This is a genomic window from Variovorax sp. GW823-FHT02B07 (assembly GCF_058797695.1).
The window spans coordinates 72,721-93,986 of sequence record NZ_JBXAJX010000009.1 but is presented as its reverse complement, the minus strand read 5'-3'; the positions used below and the strand labels follow the sequence as shown (position 1 = coordinate 93,986).

At 69.2% G+C, this 21,266-nt stretch carries 23 protein-coding genes and 1 tRNA gene; 12 read left to right on the top strand and 12 right to left on the bottom strand.

The window, feature by feature from the left end; translation table 11 throughout:
* Positions 1-34: 34 nt before the first annotated feature.
* The 3 genes from AC1RGU_RS28770 (at position 35) to AC1RGU_RS28760 (ending at position 3,327) form a co-directional block, all read left to right on the top strand.
* Positions 35-1,078 carry a type IV pilus twitching motility protein PilT gene (locus AC1RGU_RS28770; protein ID WP_062482334.1) on the top strand — a complete coding sequence of 348 codons (1,044 nt, stop codon included), beginning with the start codon at positions 35-37 and terminating at the stop codon, positions 1,076-1,078.
* A gap of 134 nt (positions 1,079-1,212) precedes the next feature.
* Positions 1,213-2,349, top strand: a complete 1,137-nt coding sequence (locus tag AC1RGU_RS28765; RefSeq protein ID WP_062482331.1) for a PilT/PilU family type 4a pilus ATPase — start codon at positions 1,213-1,215, stop codon at positions 2,347-2,349.
* Positions 2,350-2,418: 69 nt separating this feature from the next.
* Positions 2,419-3,327 carry an NAD(P)-dependent oxidoreductase gene (locus tag AC1RGU_RS28760; protein WP_492699597.1) on the top strand — a complete coding sequence of 303 codons (909 nt, stop codon included), beginning with the start codon at positions 2,419-2,421 and terminating at the stop codon, positions 3,325-3,327.
* A gap of 30 nt (positions 3,328-3,357) precedes the next feature.
* Here the strand turns inward: AC1RGU_RS28760 and AC1RGU_RS28755 are convergent, their stop codons facing one another.
* The 3 genes from AC1RGU_RS28755 to AC1RGU_RS28745 form a co-directional block, all read right to left on the bottom strand.
* The gene (locus AC1RGU_RS28755) at positions 3,358-4,152 is read right to left on the bottom strand and encodes a BON domain-containing protein (protein WP_492699599.1); all 795 of its coding nucleotides are present in this window, start codon (positions 4,150-4,152) and stop codon (positions 3,358-3,360) included.
* On the bottom strand, positions 4,149-4,790 hold the full coding sequence (locus AC1RGU_RS28750) for an SIS domain-containing protein (protein WP_062482322.1): 642 nt from the start codon (positions 4,788-4,790) through the stop codon (positions 4,149-4,151). The genes AC1RGU_RS28755 and AC1RGU_RS28750 overlap by 4 nt, the downstream gene beginning before the upstream one ends.
* Before the next feature lie 86 nt (positions 4,791-4,876).
* Positions 4,877-5,248: a YraN family protein gene (locus AC1RGU_RS28745; protein ID WP_062482319.1), complete on the bottom strand. Its 372-nt coding sequence runs from the start codon at positions 5,246-5,248 to the stop codon at positions 4,877-4,879.
* 48 nt (positions 5,249-5,296) lie between these two features.
* On the opposite strand from AC1RGU_RS28745, the gene rsmI reads away from it, so the two are divergent.
* A complete protein-coding gene (gene rsmI, locus AC1RGU_RS28740) occupies positions 5,297-6,259 on the top strand; it encodes a 16S rRNA (cytidine(1402)-2'-O)-methyltransferase (protein ID WP_492699601.1) in 963 nt (320 codons plus the stop codon).
* 3 nt (positions 6,260-6,262) lie between these two features.
* Here the strand turns inward: rsmI and AC1RGU_RS28735 are convergent, their stop codons facing one another.
* The 4 genes from AC1RGU_RS28735 to AC1RGU_RS28720 all read right to left on the bottom strand — a co-directional run bounded on the left by AC1RGU_RS28735 (position 6,263) and on the right by AC1RGU_RS28720 (position 8,252).
* A complete protein-coding gene (locus AC1RGU_RS28735) occupies positions 6,263-6,991 on the bottom strand; it encodes a glutathione S-transferase (protein ID WP_070063808.1) in 729 nt (242 codons plus the stop codon).
* Between the two features lie 89 nt (positions 6,992-7,080).
* A complete protein-coding gene (locus AC1RGU_RS28730; RefSeq protein WP_062481748.1) occupies positions 7,081-7,308 on the bottom strand; it encodes a hypothetical protein in 228 nt (75 codons plus the stop codon).
* A gap of 161 nt (positions 7,309-7,469) precedes the next feature.
* Positions 7,470-7,544, bottom strand: a tRNA-Arg gene (locus AC1RGU_RS28725).
* Positions 7,545-7,586: 42 nt separating this feature from the next.
* Entirely contained in the window at positions 7,587-8,252 is a 666-nt protein-coding gene (locus AC1RGU_RS28720) for a TetR family transcriptional regulator (RefSeq protein ID WP_370869694.1), read from the bottom strand.
* Positions 8,253-8,434: 182 nt separating this feature from the next.
* Here AC1RGU_RS28720 and AC1RGU_RS28715 point away from each other — a divergent pair, with 182 nt between their 5' ends.
* The 4 genes from AC1RGU_RS28715 to AC1RGU_RS28700 all read left to right on the top strand — a co-directional run bounded on the left by AC1RGU_RS28715 (position 8,435) and on the right by AC1RGU_RS28700 (position 15,051).
* The gene (locus AC1RGU_RS28715) at positions 8,435-9,730 is read left to right on the top strand and encodes an efflux RND transporter periplasmic adaptor subunit (RefSeq protein WP_492699604.1); all 1,296 of its coding nucleotides are present in this window, start codon (positions 8,435-8,437) and stop codon (positions 9,728-9,730) included.
* Positions 9,731-9,745: 15 nt separating this feature from the next.
* Complete coding sequence (locus tag AC1RGU_RS28710; protein WP_062481757.1) at positions 9,746-12,913, top strand: efflux RND transporter permease subunit; 3,168 nt, start codon at positions 9,746-9,748, stop codon at positions 12,911-12,913.
* Positions 12,906-14,330 (top strand): efflux transporter outer membrane subunit, encoded by a 1,425-nt coding sequence (locus AC1RGU_RS28705; RefSeq protein ID WP_492699606.1) that lies wholly within the window; start codon positions 12,906-12,908, stop codon positions 14,328-14,330. Before AC1RGU_RS28710 ends, AC1RGU_RS28705 begins: the two co-directional genes overlap by 8 nt.
* A gap of 115 nt (positions 14,331-14,445) precedes the next feature.
* Positions 14,446-15,051, top strand: coding sequence for a c-type cytochrome (locus AC1RGU_RS28700; protein ID WP_062481762.1), 606 nt, complete (start codon positions 14,446-14,448; stop codon positions 15,049-15,051).
* A 91-nt stretch (positions 15,052-15,142) separates the two neighbouring features.
* On the opposite strand, the gene AC1RGU_RS28695 is transcribed toward AC1RGU_RS28700, so the two are convergent.
* The 4 genes from AC1RGU_RS28695 to AC1RGU_RS28680 form a co-directional block, all read right to left on the bottom strand.
* Complete coding sequence (locus tag AC1RGU_RS28695) at positions 15,143-15,691, bottom strand: DUF2946 family protein (protein ID WP_492699608.1); 549 nt, start codon at positions 15,689-15,691, stop codon at positions 15,143-15,145.
* On the bottom strand, positions 15,684-16,700 hold the full coding sequence (locus tag AC1RGU_RS28690; RefSeq protein WP_095950101.1) for a YheT family hydrolase: 1,017 nt from the start codon (positions 16,698-16,700) through the stop codon (positions 15,684-15,686). Before AC1RGU_RS28690 ends, AC1RGU_RS28695 begins: the two co-directional genes overlap by 8 nt.
* A gap of 81 nt (positions 16,701-16,781) precedes the next feature.
* Entirely contained in the window at positions 16,782-17,234 is a 453-nt protein-coding gene (locus AC1RGU_RS28685) for a YybH family protein (protein WP_062481770.1), read from the bottom strand.
* A 52-nt stretch (positions 17,235-17,286) separates the two neighbouring features.
* Entirely contained in the window at positions 17,287-18,090 is an 804-nt protein-coding gene (locus AC1RGU_RS28680; RefSeq protein WP_492699610.1) for a Rossmann-fold NAD(P)-binding domain-containing protein, read from the bottom strand.
* 47 nt (positions 18,091-18,137) lie between these two features.
* On the opposite strand from AC1RGU_RS28680, the gene AC1RGU_RS28675 reads away from it, so the two are divergent.
* The 4 genes from AC1RGU_RS28675 to trxC are packed head-to-tail and all read left to right on the top strand — an operon-like array spanning position 18,138 to position 20,714.
* On the top strand, positions 18,138-18,737 hold the full coding sequence (locus AC1RGU_RS28675; protein WP_492699612.1) for a LemA family protein: 600 nt from the start codon (positions 18,138-18,140) through the stop codon (positions 18,735-18,737).
* Between the two features lie 12 nt (positions 18,738-18,749).
* A complete protein-coding gene (locus AC1RGU_RS28670) occupies positions 18,750-19,673 on the top strand; it encodes a TPM domain-containing protein (RefSeq protein ID WP_492699614.1) in 924 nt (307 codons plus the stop codon).
* Between the two features lie 5 nt (positions 19,674-19,678).
* Positions 19,679-20,209, top strand: a complete 531-nt coding sequence (locus AC1RGU_RS28665) for a TPM domain-containing protein (protein WP_492699616.1) — start codon at positions 19,679-19,681, stop codon at positions 20,207-20,209.
* Positions 20,210-20,264: 55 nt separating this feature from the next.
* Positions 20,265-20,714, top strand: coding sequence for a thioredoxin TrxC (gene trxC / locus AC1RGU_RS28660; protein ID WP_070063801.1), 450 nt, complete (start codon positions 20,265-20,267; stop codon positions 20,712-20,714).
* Between the two features lie 18 nt (positions 20,715-20,732).
* Here trxC and AC1RGU_RS28655 read toward each other — a convergent pair whose 3' ends face one another.
* Positions 20,733-21,257, bottom strand: a complete 525-nt coding sequence (locus tag AC1RGU_RS28655; RefSeq protein WP_492699618.1) for a DUF3617 domain-containing protein — start codon at positions 21,255-21,257, stop codon at positions 20,733-20,735.
* Positions 21,258-21,266: the final 9 nt, after the last annotated feature.

The window sequence follows — 21,266 nt, the reverse complement described above, 5'->3', positions numbered from 1 at the left end:
TCAAAACGTCACTAAAGCCTGCCTGAGGAGCCCCGTGGACATCACCCAACTGCTGGCGTTCAGCGTCAAGAACAAAGCCTCCGACCTGCACCTGTCGGCCGGCCTGCCGCCGATGATCCGCGTGAACGGCGACGTGCGCCGCATCAACGTCGATGCGCTGGACCACAAGGCCGTGCATGCCATGGTGTACGACATCATGAGCGACACGCACCGCAAGCACTACGAAGAGTTCCTGGAGGTCGACTTCTCGTTCGAGATCGACGGCCTCGCGCGCTTCCGTGTGAACGCCTTCAACCAGGCGCGCGGCGCGGCCGCGGTGTTCCGGACCATTCCCTCGAAGATCCTCACGCTCGAGCAACTCAACGCGCCGAAGATTTTCGGCGAACTCGCGCTCAAGCCGCGCGGCCTCGTGCTGGTGACGGGCCCCACGGGCTCGGGCAAGTCGACCACGCTGGCGGCGATGGTGAACTACCTCAACGAGAACGAGTACGGCCACATCCTCACGGTGGAAGACCCGATCGAATTCGTGCACGAATCCAAGAAGTGCCTGATCAACCAGCGCGAAGTGGGGCCGATGACGCTGTCGTTCGCCAATGCACTGCGCTCCGCCCTGCGCGAAGACCCGGACGCCATCCTGGTGGGCGAGTTGCGCGACCTCGAAACCATTCGCCTGGCGATGACCGCGGCCGAAACGGGCCACCTGGTGTTCGGCACGCTGCACACCTCGTCGGCCGCCAAGACCATCGACCGGATCATCGACGTGTTCCCGGGCGAAGAGAAAGAAATGATCCGCGCGATGCTGTCGGAGTCTTTGCAGGCCGTGATCTCGCAGACGCTGTGCAAGACCAAGGACGGCCAGGGCCGCGTGGCGGCGCACGAGATCATGCTGGGCACGCCGGCCATCCGCAACCTGATCCGCGAGGCCAAGGTCGCGCAGATGTACTCCACCATCCAGACCGGCCAGGGCTCGGGCATGCAGACGCTCGACCAGAACCTGACGGAGCTGGTGCGCCGCAATACGATCTCTGCCGCCGAAGCGCGCGGCAAGGCCAAGATCCCAGAAAACTTCCCCGGCTAGTCATGAGGCCCCCCGGCTTTTCACTTCGCTGCGCTTCGTGTAACTCCACCCCCCAAGGGGGAGGCGCGGCCGCCTTGGGGCGGCCCGGCGGTCGGCCGCCTGCAGATTCAATCTAGACATCAAGGAGCGCTCTCATGGAACGCGATCAAGCCAGCCAGTTCATCAACGACCTGCTCAAGCTCATGGTGAGCCGCAACGGCAGCGACCTGTTCATCACCGCCGACTTTCCGCCGGCCATCAAGGTCGACGGCAAGGTCACCAAGGTCTCGCAGCAGGCGCTGGGCGCGCAGCACACGCTGGCGCTCACGCGCTCGATCATGAACGACCGCCAGACGGCCGAGTTCGAGCGCACCAAGGAGTGCAACTTCGCGATCTCGCCGACCGGCATCGGGCGCTTTCGCGTCAACGCCTTCGTGCAGCAGGGCAAGGTCGGCATGGTGCTGCGGACCATTCCCGCCAAGCTGCCGACCATCGACGGACTGGGCATGCCGCAGGTGCTGAAGGACGTGGCGATGACCAAGCGCGGCCTCACCATCCTGGTGGGCGCCACGGGCTCGGGCAAGTCGACCACGCTGGCCGCGATGATCGACTGGCGCAACGAGAACTCCTACGGCCACATCGTCACGGTGGAAGACCCGGTCGAGTTCGTGCACCCGCACAAGAACTGCGTGGTGACGCAGCGCGAAGTGGGCATCGACACCGACAGCTGGGAAGCCGCGCTGAAGAACACGCTGCGCCAGGCGCCCGACGTGATCCTGATGGGTGAAATCCGCGACCGCGAAACCATGGAGCACGCCGTGGCCTTCGCCGAAACCGGCCACCTGTGCATGGCCACGCTGCACGCCAACAGCGCCAACCAGGCGCTGGACCGCATCATCAACTTCTTCCCCGAAGAGCGCCGCGCGCAGCTCCTGATGGACCTGTCGCTGAACCTGCGCTCGCTGGTCTCGCAGCGGCTGGTGCCCACCGAAGACGGCCAGGGCCGCGTGGCCGCCGTCGAGATCCTGCTGAACACGCCGCTGATCTCCGACCTGATCTTCAAGGGCGAGGTGGGCGAGATCAAGGAGATCATGAAGAAGAGCCGCAACCTGGGCATGCAGACCTTCGACCAGGCGCTGTTCGACCTGTTCGAGGGCAACGCGATCAACTTCGAAGAAGCGATCCGCAACGCCGACTCGGCCAACGACCTGCGCCTGCAGATCAAGCTCAACAGCCAGCGCGCGCGCAGCACCGACCTGGCGGCCGGCACCGAGCACTTCGCGATCGTCTGAGGCCGCGCCGGCCGGCGCACCGCGGGGCGCGCCGGCCTTGTTTCTTTCTTTGGCTTTAAGCTGTCGGCCATGAGCAGCATCAACCCCCGCACCTACGAATCCGTTCCCGCCCAGACGGTGGCCTTTCTCGGCCTCGGCGTCATGGGCGGGCCCATGGCCGGGCACCTGGCCAAGGCCGGCCACACGGTCACGGTCTACAACCGCACGCCCGCCAAGTCGCAGGCCTGGGTCGCCGAGTTCGGCGCCCCCGGCCGCCACGCCCCCACCCCGCGCGAAGCGGCGGCCGGCGCGGACATCGTGTTCTGCTGCGTCGGCAATGACGACGACCTGCGCTCGGTGGTGCTGGGCGACGACGGCGCCCTGGCCGGCATGAAGCCCGGCGCCGTGCTCGTGGACCACACCACAGCCTCGGCCGACGTGGCGCGCGAGCTGTCGAAGGCGGCGCAGGCGCGCGGCCTGCACTTCATCGACGCGCCCGTGTCGGGCGGCCAGGCGGGCGCGCAGAACGGCGCACTCACCGTGATGTGCGGCGGCGACGCGGCGGTGTTCGAGCGCATCCGTCCGGTGGCCATGGCCTTCGCGCGCGCCGTCACGCTGCTGGGCGACAGCGGCGCGGGCCAGCTCGCGAAGATGGTGAACCAGATCGCCATCGCGGGGCTGGTGCAGGGCCTGTCGGAAGCCATCGCCTTCGGCCAGCGCGCCGGCCTGGACATGGAAGCCGTGCTCGGCGTCATCGGCAAGGGCGCGGCCCAGAGCTGGCAGATGGACAACCGCGGCAAGACCATGATCGAGGGCAAGTTCGACTTCGGCTTTGCCGTCGACTGGATGCGCAAGGACCTGGGCCTGGTGCTCGACGAAGCCAAGCGCAACGGCGCGCGCGTGCCGGTGACGGCGCTGGTCGACCAGTTCTATGCCGACGTGCAGCAGGCCGGCGGCAGGCGCTGGGATACCTCCAGCCTCATCATCAGGCTCAAATGAAAAAAGCCCGCGGAAGCGGGCTTTTTGGTTTCAGCGGACCGGCGAGGTCGTCGCCCCACCGGCCGGCGCGGGCAGCGGCTCCATCGGCGGCAGCGGCACGCGCGAACCCGAGGCAGCACCCGGCGTGGATGGCGTCGCGTTGCTCACCGGCGCGGGGCCCGTGCCGCCGCGCTGCGCGGCGGACTGGTTGGCCGCCTGGCTCGCGGTCAGGTCGGCCTCGCTCACCACCTCGACCACGCGCACGACCTTCGCCACGCCCGTCACGCCGCGCGTGATCTCGGTGGCCCGGTCGGTTTCGCGACGCGTGGCGATGCCCATCAGGTAGACCGTGCTGCGCTCGGTCACGACCTTGAAGGAGTTGGCGAAGATGTCCTTGGCGTCGAGCAGCGAGGCCTTCACCTTGCCGGTGATGTACAGGTCGTTCGAGCGGTCCTGGAAGGTGCTCGGGGCGCCGATGGTGAGTTCGTTCACCACCGAGCGCACGTTGACCACGCGGCTCACCTCGTCCTCGACGCGGCGGCGGTCGGCGTCGTTGCCGACGGCGCCGGTCAGCAGCACCTGGCGGTTGAAGCTGGTGACGCTCACGTACATGTTGTCGTTGGCGATGTCGCGCACGCGGGCCGCGGCGCGCAGCTCGATGCCCTGGTCGTCGAGCTGGGCGCCCGAGCTGCGGCGGTCGGTCGCCACCATGCCCACGCCCACCACCGCGGCGCCGCCAACGACGAGCGGCACGCAGGCGGACAGTCCGGCCACCAGGGCGGCGCCCAGGGTGAGCGCCAGGGCGAAACGTTGGGTCGAGGCCTTGGTCAGGGTCGTCATGGTCATGAGGAAACTTCCTGTTCTCCGAGTAACTGGGCATCCACGCCGTCGCACAGGCAATGCAGCGCGAGCAGGTGGATTTCGTGAATGCGCGCCGCACGCTCGTGCGGCACGCTGATCTGTACATCGGTTTCGCGCAGCGCGCGCCCGATGGCGCCGCCGGTGCCGCCGACGCCGGGCGCCGCGGTGGCCAGCCCCGTGGCGGCGTTGCCGAGCAGCGCCACCACCGTCATGTCGCGCTCATGCGCGGAAAGCACGGCGGCCAGCACCGCGGACGACTGCCCGCTGGCGCTGAGCACCAGCAGCACGTCGCCGGCCTGGCCGAGCGCGCGCACCTGGCGCGCGAAGCGGTCGGCATCGGCGGCCTGCGGGCTGTCGGCCGCCGGGTCGGTGGTGTCGCCGGGCAGCGCGATCGCGCCCAGCTCGGGCCGCTCGCGTTCGAAGCGGCCCACGAAGTTCGACGCGAACTGGGCGGCCAGCAGGCCCGACACGCCGGCGCCACAGGCCAGTACCTTGCCGCCGCTGGTCACGCAGGCCAGCAGGGCCTGCATCGCTTGAGAGATGGGTTTGCTGAGGACCGGGCCGGTCTGGTATTTGAGGTCGGCACTGTCGATGAAGTGCTGCTGAATCCGTTGCTCGAGCATGGGGCGCGATGATAACTGGGGGTCGTGAAACAAGACGTTTGAGTGGTGGAGCCTTCAGGAAGGCTTCAGTTCCCTTTCGGGGTGCATCAGCCGGCGTCGAAGGCGGCTTTCAGCCAGGTGATTTTCTCCTCGATCAGCACCACATCGAAACGGCAAGGCGGCAGCGACCGCAACCGGCCCAGGTAATGCCGCGCGGCCAGCACGATGCGCTGCTGCTTGCCCGCCGTGATGCTGCCGCCCGCGCCGCCATGCGAGCCCGCGCTGCGCTGTCGCACTTCGACGAACACCAGGGTGCCGTCGCGCGGATCGCGCATGATCAGGTCGACCTCGCCGCCGCCGCGCCCCGGCGTCCGATAATTGCGCGCGACCGGCACGAGGCCGGCCTGGCGCAGGTGGTCGAGCGCGGCGTCTTCCGCCGCATCGCCGCGATGCTTCGTGGTCGTGGTGCTTGTCGTCATGGCTCCCTGCCCTGTTTTTTTGTTTTCGCTGCCCTACGGAGAAACCTCTTGGCTTCACTCGCCCCCGCTTCCTTCGGCGCGGCCCTGCCGGCCGCGCTCGACGCCGCGGGCGCGCAGCATTATCCGCAGGGCACGCTGTATGTCGTCGCCACGCCGATCGGCAACCTGGCCGACATCACGCTGCGCGCGCTGCATGTGCTGCAGCTGGTGGACGCCGTGGCCTGCGAGGACACGCGCCACACGCAGAGCCTGCTGCGCGCCTACGGCATCGACCGCCCCGGCGCCCAACTGCTCGCGGTGCACCAGCACAACGAGGCCGAAGCCGCGCAGGCCGTGGTCGCGCGACTCGCGCAGGGCGAGCGCATCGCCTACGTGAGCGACGCCGGCACGCCCGGCGTGAGCGACCCCGGCGCGCGCCTGGCCGCCGCCGTGCGCGCGGCCGGCCAGCGCGTGCTGCCGCTGCCTGGCGCCAGCAGCGTCGTCACGCTGGTGAGCGCGGCCGGGCTCGTGGCCGACGGCGGCGAGAGCAACGCGCACAACAGCAGCGCCTTCGTGTTCGCGGGTTTCCTGCCGACCAAGGCCGGCGAGCGCGACACCGCCGTGCAGGCCCTCGCGCAGGAGCCGCGCGCCGTGGTGCTGCTGGAAGCGCCGCACCGCATCGACAGCCTGGCCCGCGCGCTGGCCGTGCTGGGCGAGCGCCGCATCACCGTGGGCCGCGAGCTCACCAAGCAGTTCGAAGAGATCGCCACCGTGGCCGCCAGCGCGTTGCCCGACTGGTTCGGCGCCGACCGCGACCGCACGCGCGGCGAGTTCGCATTGGTGCTGCACCCCGTGGCGGTGAGCGGCGACGGCGGTGCAGAAGGCGAGCGCGTGCTGCGCCTGCTGCTGGCGGAACTGCCGGTGAAGACGGCCGTGAAGCTGGCCGCCGAAATCAGCGGTGCGCCGCGCAACACGTTGTACGAGCTGGCGCTGCGCATCCGCAACGAAGCCGGCGACGATGACGGCGCGTAGCCCTCAACCGTCCAGCTCGGCGTAGCGCCGAAAGATCCCGTCCTCGTTGAACGCGATGCGGCGCGGGCTCTGCAGATAGTCGTGCACGCGCTGGCGCCGCCGGATGTTGGCGTGCAGCTTCACGACAGCGGGCGTATCGGCCAGCGCCCGCGCAGCGGCTTTCGGAAAGGCGTACTGCAACCCATCCACCAACTGGAACAGCGACAGGTCGGCATAGGTCAACACGTCGCCGACCAAGTGCAGGTCGCCGGAAGGGTTGCGCTGCAGCACCTGCTCGAACCAGTTCAGGAATTTCGGGATGCGCGCCTCGCGGAAGGCGCGCGCACGCTGAAGGGCCGCGTCGCGCTGGTCTTCGTAGTAGTCGCCGGTCGAGATCGGGTGGTGGGTGTCGTGCGCCTCGGCCACCGCGTCGGCGATGGTGAGCTGCAGTTGGTGGGTCCACAGGCCGTCGGATTCGCCGATGCCGGCCAGCCCGAGCTTGGGGCCGAGGTACAGCAGGATCGCGGCGGTCTGTCCCACCACGATGTCGCCGTCGACGAGGAACGGCGGTGCGAACGCGGCGCGCGGGTTGCCGGGGTCACCGAGCCGCCGGCCCAATGCAGACTCGCCGCCGCCTTGCGAGGCGGGCAGCCGCGCGACATCGACGTAGTCGGCGCCCGCCGCTTCGAGTGCGAGCCGCACGAATTCGCCGCGGCCCTGGATCGTGGGCCAGTAGTGAAGTTGGTATGCCATGCGGCCATGGTGGCAGGGCCGGCGGGGCGCCGCAACCGGCGGCCGGCTGCGAGAAAGCTGAGATCAGGCGGCGAAGGCGCGCGGCCGGCTCACCAGAACTTCCACCACGGGCGTGGCGGCTGGCGCAGGGCCAGGGGGCGGGTGTCCAGGTCGGCGCTCTGGCTCGGCGGAATCGAATCGCCGAAGCGGCGGCGCATCTCGGCCTCCAGGGCATGTGCGATGCCGCGGGCCTGTTTCTCGCCGCGCAGCGCGCGCCGACGCCATTCGGCGGCGTGTGCTGCGAGGCTGGTTTCGTCCAGTTCGGAGAGCTCCATCATGCGGGGAATTTTTACATGCGTGCGTCCGGGTGACAGGGTGCAACGGCGTGTCACGGCCCGGTCGCGCGGATCTCCGGATCGGCCTTGTCGCGCAAGGCCGGGCCGGGTCGGGGAAGAAGTGAAAAAACCGGAAGCCCTTGCGGAATTTCCGGTCTTGAAGGTGGTCCCGCCGCCAGGAATCGAACCTGGATCTCAGCCTTCGGAGGGCCGAATTCTATCCGTTGAAATACAGCGAGAGGGGTGCTCCGGAATGCACCGGAGCCACACATTATGGCCTATCAGGCCGCGGTGGTTTCCGCGTCGTGCGCCGTCGGGACGCCACCGGCCGGCGTGCGCGGGAAACCGAGCCCGGCCAGGTAGACACGGAAGGTGCGCCGCCCGGTCGACACGAGGTCGAAGGCCGTGGGGTCGAGCAGCCAGTTCTGGATCAGCCCGCCCATCAGGGCGTGCATGCCCTGCGCCGCGACCGCGCCCGGCAACGGCAGCCGGATGCGGGCGCGCCGCGCGGCCAGCCGCAGGGCCTTTTCGAAATCGACCACGCAGGCGTTGCGCGCGTCCAGGTGGCGCTGCTGCACCGAAGCCATGTCGTGCGTGTACTCGACCTTGTGGGTCGCGATGTCGAACACGCGCCGCACCTGCGGGTCGGCGACCATGAGCGTCAGCGCATGGATCAGGCCTTCCTCGATCTCGACCAGCGGGTCATCGCCGGGGATGTCGCTCTTGGGCGGCGTCTCCAGCGGCAGGATCACGCGCTCCATCATGGCGTTGAACAGATCGGCCTTGTCCTTGAAGTGCCAGTAGATGGCGCCCCGGGTCGCGCCGGCCTGCTGCGCGATCTGCTGCAGCGTGGTCTGCGAAACACCTTGCGCCTGAAACAGCAACTCCGCGGCATCGAGCAATCGATTCCGCGTCGCCAGTGCTTCTTCCTTCGTACGACGTGCCACCAAGTCTCCTGATTTGTAAAGCGAACGCCCTTTGCGTATCGTGGGGCCATTGCATGGCTGTCACTATACATCCATGAATGTATGTAAACTAGCGCGCTTCTCGGATGGCCCACCTGCCCGTGCTGGTTTACGGATCTCTCCCGCAAACGCGCCATCTCCCGTCTTCGCATCAAAGGAATCACATGCCTCTTCTGCATGTCTCGCGTCAACCGTCCTTGTCGTTTTCGCCGCGTCTCGCGACCGTGGCCCTCGTCTCCCTCCTGTTCCTGGCCGCCTGCGGCAAGGGCGAGGCCCCGGCCGGACCGGGCGGTGGTGGCGGTGGCGCCCGTCCGGCGCCTGAAGTCGGCGTGGTGACGGTCAAGCCCACCGACGTGGGCCTCGTGACCGAGCTGCCCGGCCGCCTCGAAGCCTCGCGCATCGCCCAGGTGCGCGCCCGCACGCCGGGCATCCTGCTCAAGCGCGAGTTCCGCGAAGGCAGCGACGTGAAGGCCGGCCAGCTGCTGTTCCGCATCGACCCCGCACCGCTGGTGGCCGCCACGCAGAACGCCCAGGCCGCCCTGGCCCGCGCCGAAGCCAACGCCGTGCAGGCCAAGGCGCTGGCCGACCGCTACAAGCCGCTGGTCGAGGCCAACGCCGTGAGCAAGCAGGAATACGCGACCGCCGTGGCCTCCGCCAAGACGGCCGACGCCGACGTGGCCGCCAACCGCGCGCTGCTGCAGACCGCCAAGATCAACCAGGGCTACGCCGATGTCACCTCGCCCATCGCGGGCCGCATCGGCCGCGCGCTGGTCACCGAAGGTGCACTGGTCGGCCAGGGCGACGCCACCGAGCTGGCCGTGGTGCAGCAGATCAACCCGCTGTACGTGAACTTCACGCAGTCGGCCTCCGACGTGCTCAAGCTGCGCCGCGCCGTGGCCGCCGGCCAGTACAAGCGTGCGAGCGGCGAAGAAGCCGCGAGCATCCGCGTGGTGCTCGAAGACGGCACCGACTACGGGCAGGACGGCAAGCTGCTGTTCTCCGACCTCACGGTGGACCCGACCACGGGCCAGGTCACGCTGCGCGCAGAGATCCCGAACCCCAAGGGCGAGCTGCTGCCCGGCCTGTACGTGCGCGTGAAGCTCGAGCAGGCCCAGGTGACGAACGCGATCACGGTGCCGCAACAGGCCGTCACGCGCACCCAGCAGGGTGACCACCTCACGGTGGTCAGCGCCGACGGCAAGCTGAGCCAGCGCACCGTGAAGATCAGCGCCGCCAAGGACAACCAGTGGGTGGTGCTCGACGGCCTGAAGGCCGGCGAACAGGTGATGGTCGACGGCTTCCAGCGCCTGCAGATGATGCCGCCCGGCACGCCCGTGAAGGCGGTGCCGTGGCAGAAGCCGACGCCGAACGGCGCAGCTGCCCCCGCGGCACCGGCAGCGTCTGCTGCCGCAGCGGCACCCGCCGCCAGCCCGGCTTCGGCCCCGGCTGACAAGAAGTAATCAGGAGCGCCTCGCATGGCCAAATTCTTTATCGACCGACCTATCTTCGCGTGGGTGATCGCACTGTTCATCATCGTGGTGGGCGGCGTCGCCATCACGCAGTTGCCGATCTCGCAGTACCCGCCGGTGGCCCCGCCGGCCATCGTGATCAACGTCGCCTACCCCGGTGCGTCCGCGCAAACGCTCGAGGACAGCGTGCTGTCCGTGATCGAGCGCGAGATGAACGGCTCGCCCGGCCTGATCTACATGGAATCGGTGGCCCAGGCCGACGGCACCGGCGCCATCACCATCAGCTTCGAGGCCGGCACCAACGAAGACCTCGCGCAGGTGGACGTGCAGAACCGGCTCTCGCGCGCCACGCCGCGGCTGCCCTCGGCCGTGACGCAGCAGGGCGTGCGCGTGGACAAGTCGCGCAACAACTTCCTGCTGTTCGCGATGCTGTCCTCGGACAACCCCGACTTCGACCCGGTGGCGCTCGGTGACTATGCCGCGCGCAACATCGTGCCGGAACTGCAGCGGATCGACGGCGTGGGCCAGGCCCAGCTGTTCGGCTCCGAGAACGCGATGCGCATCTGGATCGACCCGGCGAAGCTGCAAGGCTTCAACCTGTCGGCCAACGACGTGAATGCCGCAATCCGCGCGCAGAACGCCCAGGTGGCCTCGGGCACGCTCGGCGACCTGCCGAACATCCCCGGCCAGGCGATCTCGGCCACGGTCACGGTGAACGGCCAGCTCAACAGCGTCGAGCAGTTCCAGAACATCGTGCTGCGCGCCAACACCGACGGCTCGACCGTGCGCCTCAAAGACGTGGCGCGCGTCGAACTCGGCGGCCAGAACTACGCCACCTCGGCGCGCCTGAACGGCGTGCCCGCGGTCGGTATCGGCGTGCAGCCCACGCCCACCGGCAACGCGCTGAAGTCGGCCAAGGCCGTGCGCGCCAAGATGGCCGAGCTGGAGCGCTACTTCCCCAAGGGCGTGAAGTGGGACATTCCTTATGACAGCTCGCGCTTCGTGCAGATCTCGATCTCCGAAGTGGTGAAGACGCTGTTCGAAGCCATCGCGCTGGTGTTCCTGGTGATGTTCCTGTTCCTGCAGAACTGGCGCTACACGATCATCCCGACCATCGTGGTGCCGATCGCGCTGCTGGGCACCTTCGCCACGCTGCTCGCACTAGGCTTCTCGATCAACGTGCTCACCATGTTCGGCATGGTGCTGGTGATCGGTATCGTGGTGGACGACGCCATCGTGGTGGTGGAGAACGTCGAGCGCATCATGAGCGAAGAGGGGCTGTCGCCGCTCGACGCCACGCGCAAGGCGATGCAGCAGATCTCGGGCGCCATCATCGGCGTGACCGTGGTGCTGATCTCGGTGTTCGTGCCGCTGGCCTTCTTCGCGGGCTCGACCGGCAACATCTACCGCCAGTTCTCGGCGGTGATGGTGGCCTCGATCGGCTTCTCGGCCTTCATGGCGCTGTCGCTCACGCCGGCGCTGTGCGCCACGCTGCTCAAGCCGGTGGAAGCCGGCCACCACCATGAGAAGCGCGGCTTCTTCGGCTGGTTCAACCGCGGCTTCTCGCGCACGGCCAAGGGCTACGAAGGCGTGGTCGCGCGCATCCTGCGCCGCGCCGCACGCTACCTCGTGATCTACGCCGCGATCATCGGCGCCGTCGCGTACTTCTACACGCACCTGCCGAGCTCGTTCCTGCCCGAGGAAGACCAGGGCAACATCATCGTGAACGTGCAACTGCCCCCGGGCGCGACGCAAGAGCGTTCGTTGTCGGTGATGCAACAGGTCGAAGGCTTCATCCTGAAGCAGCCTGAAGTGCAGAGCATCGTGAGCGTGATGGGCTTCAGCTTCTCCGGCCAGGGCCAGAACGCGGGCCTTGCCTTCGTGACGCTCAAGGACTGGGAAGAACGCAAGGACCCGGCCAACTCGGCCAGCGCGCTGGCCGGCCGTGCCTTCGGTGCGCTGTCGGGCATCCGCGACGCCTTCATCTACCCGCTGAGCCCGCCGCCGATTCCCGAGCTGGGCAACGCCAGCGGCTTCAGCTTCCGGCTGCAAGACCGCGCGGGCGCAGGCCACGAGGCGCTGATCAACGCACGCAACCAGCTGCTGGGTATGGCCTCGCAGAGCAAGATCCTCGCGCAGGTGCGCCCTGACGGCCTGGAAGACGCGCCGCAACTGGAGATCGACATCGACCGCGACAAGGCCAACGCCCTGGGCGTGAGCTTCGACGCGATCAACAGTGCGCTGTCGACCTCGCTGGGTTCGAGCTACATCAACGACTTCCCGAACCGCGGCCGCCTGCAGCGCGTGGTGGTGCAGGCCGATGCGCCGGCACGGATGCAGCCGGACGACCTGCTGCGCCTGAACGCCGTCAACACCAAGGGCCAACCGGTGCCGCTGTCGGCCTTCGCGACCACCAAGTGGGTCTCGGGCGCCACGCAGACCGTGCGCTACAACGGCTACCCCGCCATCCGCATCAGCGGTGACGCGGCGCCGGGCCAGAGCACGGGCGCGGCCATGGCCGAGATGGAAAAGCTCGCCGGCCAGCTGCCGCAAGGCTTCGGCTTCGAGTGGACCGGCCAGTCGCGTGAAGAAAAGCTCGCCGGCTCGCAGGCCATGATCCTGTACGGCTTCGCGATCCTGGCGGTGTTCCTGTGCCTGGCCGCGCTGTACGAGAGCTGGTCGATCCCGCTGTCGGTGATCCTGGTGGTGCCGCTGGGCGTGCTGGGCGTGCTGGTGGCGACGATGCTGCGCGCCTATTCCAACGACGTGTACTTCCAGGTGGGCCTGATCACGATCATCGGCTTGTCCGCGAAGAACGCGATCCTGATCATCGAGTTCGCGAAAGACCTGCAGGCGCAGGGCCGCGGCGTGGTCGAGGCCGCGCTCGAGGCCGCACACCTGCGGTTCCGTCCCATCATCATGACCTCGCTGGCCTTCGGCCTGGGCGTGCTGCCGCTGGTCCTGGCTTCGGGCGCAGGCTCGGCGAGCCAGCGTGCCATCGGCACCGGCGTGCTCGGCGGCATGGTGACCGGCACGGTCCTGGCCGTGATCTTCGTGCCGGTGTTCTTCGTGGTGGTGCGCACGCTGTTCAAGGGCAGCGCGCGCCAGCACGAGGCCGACAAGCGGCATGCGGCAGCGGCCGGCATCACGGGAGATACCACACACCATGACTAAGAAACCTCTGATCCCCACCGTGCTGGCAGCCGCGATGCTGCTGGCGGGCTGCTCGCTGATCCCGACCTACGAGCGCCCCGCGGCGCCGGTGCCGACGACCTACCCGGGTGACCCGGCACAGCCGTCGGGCCCCGCCGCGGCCGCCCTGCCCTGGCAGGACTTCTTCACCGACCCGCGCCTGGCGGGCCTGATCCATACGGCGCTGGCGAACAACCGCGACCTGCGCGTGTCGGTGCTCAACATCGAGCAGGCGCGTGCGCAGTTCCAGATCGAACGCTCGGCGCTGTTCCCGGCGCTCGGCCTCACGGGCACGGGCTCGCGCTCGAGCCCCAACGCCTACCAGGCGATCGATCCGACGCAAGGCAGCGTGGCCTCGCAGTACGCCGTCAACTTCGGCTTCACTGCGTGGGAGCTCGACTTCTTCGGCCGCATCCGCGCGCTGAAGGACCAGGCGCTGTCGCAGTACCTGGCCACGGAAGAGTCGCGCAAGGCTGCGCAGATCAGCCTGATCGCGGCCGTGGCCAGCGGCTGGCTCACGCTGCTGGCCGACGACGAGCTGCTCGAGATCACGCGCCAGACCATGGTCACGCGCGACGAGTCGGTGCGCCTGACCAAGCTGCGCTTCGACAACGGCGTGTCGTCCGAGATCGACTTCCAGGCCGCGAACTCGCAGGCCGAGACCGCACGCGCCGCCTATGCGCAGCAGCAGCGTGCCCGCCTGCAGGACGAGAACGCACTTGCGCTGCTGCTGGGCGCGCCGGTGCCGGCCGAGGCCACCGCCGGCGGCACCAAGGGTCTCGCGGGCATCCGCCCGATGCCCGACGTGCCGGCCGGCCTGCCCTCCGACCTGTTGACCGAGCGGCCTGACATCCGCGCGGCCGAGCAGCAGCTGATTGCGGCCAACGCCAACATCGGTGCGGCGCGCGCGAACTTCTTCCCGCGCGTGTCGCTCACGAGCTCGATCGGCACCGCGAGCAGCGAGTTCTCGAACCTGTTCGATCGCGGCACCAAGGCCTGGAGCTTCGCGCCCACGGTCACGCTGCCGATCTTCGATGCGGGCCGCAACATCGCGGGACTCAACTCGGCCAAGGCCGGGCGCGAGATCGCGGTGGCGCAGTACGAGAAGTCGGTGCAGACCGCGTTCCGCGAAGTGGCCGACGCGCTCGCAGGCCGCGCCACGCTGGGCGAGCAGGCGCGTGCGCAGACCGCGCAGGCCGACGCCGAGGCGGTGCGCTACAAGCTGTCCGACCTGCGCTATCGCAACGGCATCGCCAGCGCGCTCGACCTGCTCGACGCACAGCGTTCGCTGTTCACGGCGCAGCAATCGGCGGTGGCCACGCGCCTGCTGCAGCTACAGAACCAGGTCACGCTGTACAAGACGCTGGGTGGCGGCTGGGCCACACGCAACAACGGTTGAGACACCTGCGCGTCCGATATGGAGAGGTCAATTGCCCGCGCGGGCAAAGGGCCTCTCTATAATCGCCGGTTGGTTAGAAAAAGCCCCCGACGAGCCCCCCGTTATTGAGGACGCCATGAGCGCAGACCCGCACAACCAGGCCACAGAAGAAGCCCATACCGGCCCGATCAAGAACCCGAAGCAACTGCTGCTCGCGGTATTTTTCTCTTTCATCATTCCGATCCTGATCATCGTGGGCCTCGTGTCCTATGTGGTCTCGGGCACCAAGCCCGCCGGTACCGCGGAGGGCGACAACATGGCGCTCTACGGCGTGACCAAGGAATCGCGCGACCGTGAAGTGGCCGAGCGCCTCAAGAAGGTCGGCTCCATCGAGATCCGTGACGCCAACCGGCCGCTGGCCGCTGGCGACGCCGTGTTCAAGGCCCAGTGCGTGGCCTGCCACGGCGCACCCGGCATCCCCGGCGCCCCGCACCTGAACGACGCCGCAGCCTGGGGCCCGCGCATCGGCCAGGGCTACGCGACGCTGCTCGAGCACGCGCTCAAGGGCAAGGGCGCCATGCCCGCCCAGGGCGGTGGCGACTTCGAAGACATCGAAATCGGCCGTGCCGTGGTGTACCTGGCCAACGCCGGCGGCGCCAAGTTCCCGGTGCCGGACCGTCCGGCAGCGGCCGCCGCGCCGGCCGAAGGTGCATCGGCTGCAGCCAGCGCGCCTGCCAAGTAAGCGATCGACGGCGCCTCGCGCCCATGAAAAAACCGGCTCTCAGGCCGGTTTTTTTACGCCCGGACGATCCGGATTGCTATCTTTTCAATAGCTATACAACCACGCCTGCATGGCGCTCTGCGGGGCTCAGCACATGGCCGAAGCGCCCCGGCAGGTCGGCCGCGCGCACCGGCTCCGGCGTCCAGACGCCCTGCTCCACGGCTTCGGCGGCGATGCCCACGTCCTGCGTGTGCACCAGCCCCAGCCCCGCCGGCGCGACCAGATAGAGCCGGCCTTCTTCGTCGAGCAGGCAGCCCGACACCTCGGCCGGCACGCCCGTGTGGGCCGTGACCGTAAAGGCGCCCGCGCCCTGCTGCGCCACGCGCCACACCAGCGGCGCCGCCTCCAGCTCGACATACACACGCTGCGGCCCGTTCTGGAAGAACCACTGGCCGTCGGCGTCGTGCTCGTAGTTGCGGTGGATGAAGTCGATCAGCTTGTCGTGCCGCAGCATCGAGCCCTTGGCGCTGCGAAACGGGCCCTGCGCCTGCGTGCGGTCGTCGCGCATGTACCAGTTGCCGCGCGCGTCCAGGCCCAGCCAGCCGTAGCAGTGCGGCACGTTCGGCCACTTGGCCAATGCCTGTTTGACGATGTCATCCATGGGCCGTATTTTGCGCCCGCGTCGACGAGAGGTGGTGGGCCAGCCACCCTCCTACACGCTCGGGCATTCCGCCCACGTGCCCCGGCGGCAGGCCGAGCGGAAAGCCCACGTGGCCGCCACCCGCGGGCTGCCACAGCGTGACGTGCGACCCGACCTCCTTCGGCCCCGGCAGGCTGCGGGCCGGAATGAAGGGGTCGTTGCGGGCGTTCACCACCAGCGCGGGCACGCGGATCGCGCCCAGCAGCGGCTTGGACGAGCCGCGCGCCCAGTAGTCGTCGGTGTTGCGAAAGCCGTGCAGCGGGGCCGTGAACACGTCGTCGAAGTCGTAGAGATCGCGCGCGGCCATCAGCCGGTCGCGGTCGAACAGGCCCGGGAACTGCGCCAGCTTGGCCAGCGCCTTGGGCTTCATGGTCGCGAGGAACATGCGCGTGTAGACCAGCCGGTTGAAGCCGCGCCCGATCGCCTCGCCGCCCGCCGCCAGGTCGAGCGGTGCGCACACCGACGCCACCGCGTCGACCGAGGCCCGCGCGCTCTCGCCCGCCTCGCAGGCCCAGCGCAGCAGCGCATTGCCGCCCAGCGAGACGCCGGCCGCCAGCACCGGCCCGCCGCCGCCCTGCACCACGTGCTGCGCGTGCATGCGCCGCAGGATCCAGTCGATCTCCTCGTGGTCGCCCGAGTGGTAGGCGCGCGGCGCGAGGTTTAGCTCGCCGCTGCAACCGCGAAAGTGCGGCACCGCGAAGGCCATGCCACGCGACGCAGCGAAAGCCGCGAAGGCCTCGGCGTAGTGACTGCGCGACGAGCCCTCGAGCCCATGGAACAGCATCAGCAGCGGCCGGGGGCCGGGCTGCGGCGCGTCGGCGAAGTCGACGTCGATGAAATCGCCGTCCGGCGCGGTCCAGCGCTCACGGCGGTACACCGGCGCCGCCCCGTCGAAACGGCGCGCCCATAGCGCGGCCCAGATGGTCTGCAGGTTGCCGCCGGGCAGCCAGCGCGGGGCGTCGTAGCCCATTGCGTCGTACGCGGCGGGCGACGCGGAATTCGGTGAGAAAGAGGAAGAAGGAAAGGGAGAGGCCATCGCTCGAAGCAGGACTCAGTGCAGGACCTGCGGCGGATCGTTCGCGTCGTCCGGCTCGCGCGCGCTGCCCGGGCTCGCGTGGTGCGCCACCATGCGCCAGCCCTGCGCGGTCTTGTGATACACGTTGGTGGCCAGCACGAAGGCATGGCGCGGCCCCTCGGCCGTGAGCACCTCGATGCGCTCCAGCACGTTGTGCACGGCGCTCGCCAGCGACTCGATCTTGCGCACGCGCGCCGGCGTCGCATGGATGGCGCCGTTGGCGAACATCTGCTCGAAGGCCGCGCGGATCGCCACCGCGCCCACCAGCCGCGGGCCGCCCGGGTGGACGCAGAACACCTCGTCCTCGTCGGCCCAGCAGGCCATCAGCGCATCGACATCGCCGCGTTGCAGCGCTTCATAGAAGGCGGCCTCGACATCGTCGGCAGTGCCGCCGATGGCCGCGGCGGCGCGGAAAGGGGTCTTGGGCATGGCGGTGAAGGGCGAGAGCGAAGGGGGTAGGCCGGATTTTGCCCTGCCCATGTCACGGCCATGTGGCAGCAGGCGACCCGGCCGTGGGTGCTTCGGGCGCGGACGCCGGAATCAGCCACGCGCGCGCCGCCGCCTCGGTGGCGCCTTGCGCGGCCTGCCACACCATCTCCGGCGCGGCCACGTGCACGCCGGGCGGCGCCACGCGCAGCGCGAGGTCGACCAGCTCGGCCATCTTGGGCGCGCGCACAGGTTGCTCGTTGGCCGGCACCATGAATCGCATGATCGACAGCATCCAGGCGGCCAGCCGCTCGCCCAGGTTGGCCAGGCGCACGTCGGCCGGCTTGCGCGCCGAGCGCAGCAGGATCAGGCGCTCGAAGTCGCAGGCGACCACGGCCTGCTCGTCGAGGCTGGCCAGCCCGCGCTTGAGCGCCTCGGGCAGCCGGCCGCGGTCGTGCGGCTGCACGATGGCCAGCGTACGCACGCCGCTGGCGCGCAGCCAGCGCGCCAGCTCGGGCAGGTCGGCGGGCTCGGGGTGCCACAGCGCACGCTCGCGGCCGTGGTACAGGCGCGGCGAGTCGAAGGCGATCACCGCCACGTCGGCCGCGACCGGCGGCCACTGCGCGATCGGCAGCGCCGGGCACTGCACCGTCTCGACGCCGGGCAGCCCGTCGTGCATGGGCTCGCGCGCCAGCACGCGCGTGCGCTTGAAACGGTGGCGGCCCGCGAGCCGGTGCAGCAGCTCCTGGCCGAGCGCGCCGGTCGCGCCCGCGATCAGCAGCGTGCCGGTGGGCGGCGCGGCAGCCGGTGGCACCGCGCGATTCGCGGCCTGCAGGGCGTGGAGGGGATCGAGGGCCATGACCCCATCTATGCTAACTTCGGCCTCCTTCTGCGGAGGTAATGCAAATGATGATGAAGCGCTGGGTCCTGATTCTCGCGGCCGTCCTGTCCCTCAGCGGATGCGGCTACAACCAGTTCCAGTCCCTCGACGAGGCCAGCAAGTCGGCCTGGAGCGAGGTCCTCAATCAGTACCAGCGGCGTGCCGACCTCGTGCCGAACATCGTCGCCACCGTGAAGGGCGAAGCCAGCTTCGAGCAGGACACGCTCACCAAGGTGATCGAGGCGCGCGCCAAGGCCACCTCGATCCAGGTGACGCCCGAGACGCTCAACAACCCCGAGGCCTTCAACAAGTTCCAGCAGGCGCAGGGCGAGCTCTCGTCGGCCCTGTCGCGCCTCATGGTGGTGGCCGAGCGCTACCCCGACCTCAAGGCCAACCAGGCCTTCCGCGACCTGCGCGTGACGCTCGAGGGCACCGAGAACCGCATCACCGTGGCGCGCAACCGCTACATCGAGAGCGTGCAGGAGTACAACGTGCTCGCGCGCAGCTTCCCGACCAACCTCACGGCCATGGTCTTCAGCTACAAGCCGAAGGCGAATTTCTCGGTGCAGAACGAAGCCCAGATCTCGACGCCGCCCACGGTCGATTTCAGCGCCCCCAAGAAGTAAGAAGCGGCGCCGATGGCCGCAGCCCTGATCCGCCGCGCACTGGCAGCGATCTTCATCGCGGCCCTCGCATGGGCCGGCCTGCCCGCGCTGGCGCAGGGCCTGCTGCCGATCCCCACGCTCACGGCGCGCGTGATCGACCAGACCGGCACGCTCGACGCCGCGCAGCGCTCGGGCCTCGAGACCAAGCTGGCGGCCTTCGAGCAGCGCAAGGGCTCGCAGATCGTGGTGCTGATGGTGCCGACCACGGCGCCCGAAGACATCGCGAGCTACGCGCAGCGCGTGGGCGACACCTGGAAGATCGGCCGCAAGGGCGTGGGCGACGGCCTCCTGGTCATCGTTGCCAAGGACGATCGCAAGATGCGCATCGCCACCGCCAAGACGCTCGAAGGCGCGGTGCCCGACCTCGCGGCGGTGCGCATCATCGACGAGGAGATGAAGCCGCGCTTTCGCAACAACGATTTCGCGGGCGGCCTGAACGCGGCGGTGGACCGGCTCATCGGCCTGGTCGACGGCGAGCCGCTGCCCGAGCCTTCGCGCAACAGCAGTAGCGGCAGCAGCAACGACGGCTTCGACTGGGAGAACCTCGCGATCTTCCTGTTCGTCGGTGTCTTCGTCGGCGCGCCGATCGCACGCGCCATCCTGGGCAAGACGATGGGCTCGGTCGCCATGGGCGGCGGCATCGGCGTGGTCGCGTTCTTCCTCACGACCAGCACCGTGATCGCGGTGATCGCAGGGCTGATCGCGCTCATGGTCTCGCTGTTCTCGGGCCTTGCCGGCTTCGGCCCCGGTCGTGGCGGCCGAGGCGGCGGCGGGGGTGGCTGGAGCAGTGGTGGCGGTGGCGGCGGCTGGAGCAGCGGCGGCGGAGGTGGTGGCGGCGGATTCAGCTCCGGCGGCGGTGGCAATTTCGGCGGCGGCGGCGCCTCGGGAGACTGGTGAACCTCATGGCAACTGCAGACCCCACGCTCCTCTCGAAGCTGGGCCGCATCTGGCGGCATCGCTGGACCGACGAAGCCGCCGTGCGCCGCGTGCTGCCGGCCGACGCGATGCAGCGCCTGGCCGGCCGCGTGGCCGCGAGCGAGCGGCGCCACAGTGGCGAGATCCGCATCTGCGTCGAGGCCGGCCTGCCGATGTCCTACCTGTGGCGCCACGCGCCGCCCCGGGAGCGCGCCGTCACGCTGTTCGGCAAGCTGCGCGTGTGGGACACCGCGCACAACAACGGCGTGCTGATCTACCTGCTGCTGGCCGAGCACGCCATCGAGATCGTGGCCGACCGCGGCATCGACGCGCATGTGGGCAGCGCCGAATGGGCCGCCATGACGCAGCGCATGGCCGTGGCCTTCCGCGAAGGCCGCTTCGAAGACGGCATCACGCTGGCGCTGGAAGAGGTGTCGGCGCTGCTGATGACCCACTTCCCGCTGGCCGAGAACCAGCCCGACACCAACGAGCTGCCCGACGCGCCCGTGGTGCTCTGAGGCCCGGCGCCCTGCGCGCCTTGCAATCCAGACACACGGCCCTTATTTTTCGGGCATGACCGAATCCGAATCGCTGCACATCGTCTGCCCGCACTGCCACACGACCAACCGCGTGCGCACGGCGCAACTGGGCAGTGCGCCCGACTGCGGCAGCTGCCACCGCCCGCTGTTCACCGGCCACTCCACCGCACTGCCCGACGTGGCCACCTTCGATCGCCACATCGCGCGCAACGAGATCCCGGTGCTGGTCGATTTCTGGGCGCCCTGGTGCGGCCCCTGCCGCCAGATGGCGCCGGCCTACGAACAGGCGGCGGCCCAGCTCGAACCGCAGGTGCGGCTGGCCAAGGTCGACACCGAGGCGGTGCAGGCGCTGGGTGCGCGCTTCAACATCCGCAGCATCCCGACGCTGGCCCTGTTCAAGGGCGGCCGCGAGGTCGCGCGGCAGGCCGGTGCGATGGGCGCGGCCGACATCGTGCGCTGGGTCAAAGCGAACGGCGCGGGCTGATCCCACAACCGGCCGCGCTCACTTGCGCGGCGGCATCTTCGCCATCGCGTCGAGCATATTCATCTTCATGCCGTTGCCCATGACCATGTCGCCCGGCTTCTGGCCCGGCTTGCAGGGGCCGACCCACTTGGCGTCGATCACGCTCGTGCCTTCGGTGCGGCCCATGAGCGGCGGGCTGTAGGTCGACTTGCTTTCGACGCGGTAGGCGCTGCTGAAGTCGCCACTCATCACGGCGCGCGAGGTCGCGGTGGTCGGGCCGATCTTGCAGACCGAGTCGATGACCAGCTTCACGCCTTCGAGGCGCAGGTCCTGCTTGGAACACATGTCCTTGCCCATGCCCTGGCCCATCTCGCGCATCGCCTTGTCGGTGGCCGCGTCGATGCATTGCTGGATCGTCTGGCCCGGCGCCTTGGCAGCTGCCGCACCGCCCTCGCCGGTCTGGATTTCCCACAGGCCCGGCTTGCGCGCCGGGTAGTCGATGGCCAGCGCGGGGCCGGCGAGAAGACAGGCGACGGCAGCGAGGGAGAACAGGCGACAGGTCATGGCGGGCTC

Bases quoted from the DNA above. Each gene is read 5' to 3' on its own strand.
- AC1RGU_RS28765 (WP_062482331.1), top strand. From the start codon at position 1,213: ATGGAACGCGATCAAGCCAGCCAGTTCATCAACGACCTGCTCAAGCTC.
- AC1RGU_RS28760 (WP_492699597.1), top strand. From the start codon at position 2,419: ATGAGCAGCATCAACCCCCGCACCTACGAATCCGTTCCCGCCCAGACG.
- AC1RGU_RS28755 (WP_492699599.1), bottom strand. From the start codon at position 4,152: ATGACCATGACGACCCTGACCAAGGCCTCGACCCAACGTTTCGCCCTG.
- AC1RGU_RS28750 (WP_062482322.1), bottom strand. From the start codon at position 4,790: ATGCTCGAGCAACGGATTCAGCAGCACTTCATCGACAGTGCCGACCTC.
- AC1RGU_RS28745 (WP_062482319.1), bottom strand. From the start codon at position 5,248: ATGACGACAAGCACCACGACCACGAAGCATCGCGGCGATGCGGCGGAA.
- AC1RGU_RS28735 (WP_070063808.1), bottom strand. From the start codon at position 6,991: ATGGCATACCAACTTCACTACTGGCCCACGATCCAGGGCCGCGGCGAA.
- AC1RGU_RS28730 (WP_062481748.1), bottom strand. From the start codon at position 7,308: ATGATGGAGCTCTCCGAACTGGACGAAACCAGCCTCGCAGCACACGCC.
- AC1RGU_RS28715 (WP_492699604.1), top strand. From the start codon at position 8,435: ATGCCTCTTCTGCATGTCTCGCGTCAACCGTCCTTGTCGTTTTCGCCG.
- AC1RGU_RS28710 (WP_062481757.1), top strand. From the start codon at position 9,746: ATGGCCAAATTCTTTATCGACCGACCTATCTTCGCGTGGGTGATCGCA.
- AC1RGU_RS28705 (WP_492699606.1), top strand. From the start codon at position 12,906: ATGACTAAGAAACCTCTGATCCCCACCGTGCTGGCAGCCGCGATGCTG.
- AC1RGU_RS28700 (WP_062481762.1), top strand. From the start codon at position 14,446: ATGAGCGCAGACCCGCACAACCAGGCCACAGAAGAAGCCCATACCGGC.
- AC1RGU_RS28695 (WP_492699608.1), bottom strand. From the start codon at position 15,691: ATGGATGACATCGTCAAACAGGCATTGGCCAAGTGGCCGAACGTGCCG.
- AC1RGU_RS28690 (WP_095950101.1), bottom strand. From the start codon at position 16,700: ATGGGCTACGACGCCCCGCGCTGGCTGCCCGGCGGCAACCTGCAGACC.
- AC1RGU_RS28685 (WP_062481770.1), bottom strand. From the start codon at position 17,234: ATGCCCAAGACCCCTTTCCGCGCCGCCGCGGCCATCGGCGGCACTGCC.
- AC1RGU_RS28680 (WP_492699610.1), bottom strand. From the start codon at position 18,090: ATGGCCCTCGATCCCCTCCACGCCCTGCAGGCCGCGAATCGCGCGGTG.
- AC1RGU_RS28675 (WP_492699612.1), top strand. From the start codon at position 18,138: ATGATGATGAAGCGCTGGGTCCTGATTCTCGCGGCCGTCCTGTCCCTC.
- AC1RGU_RS28670 (WP_492699614.1), top strand. From the start codon at position 18,750: ATGGCCGCAGCCCTGATCCGCCGCGCACTGGCAGCGATCTTCATCGCG.
- AC1RGU_RS28665 (WP_492699616.1), top strand. From the start codon at position 19,679: ATGGCAACTGCAGACCCCACGCTCCTCTCGAAGCTGGGCCGCATCTGG.
- trxC (WP_070063801.1), top strand. From the start codon at position 20,265: ATGACCGAATCCGAATCGCTGCACATCGTCTGCCCGCACTGCCACACG.
- AC1RGU_RS28655 (WP_492699618.1), bottom strand. From the start codon at position 21,257: ATGACCTGTCGCCTGTTCTCCCTCGCTGCCGTCGCCTGTCTTCTCGCC.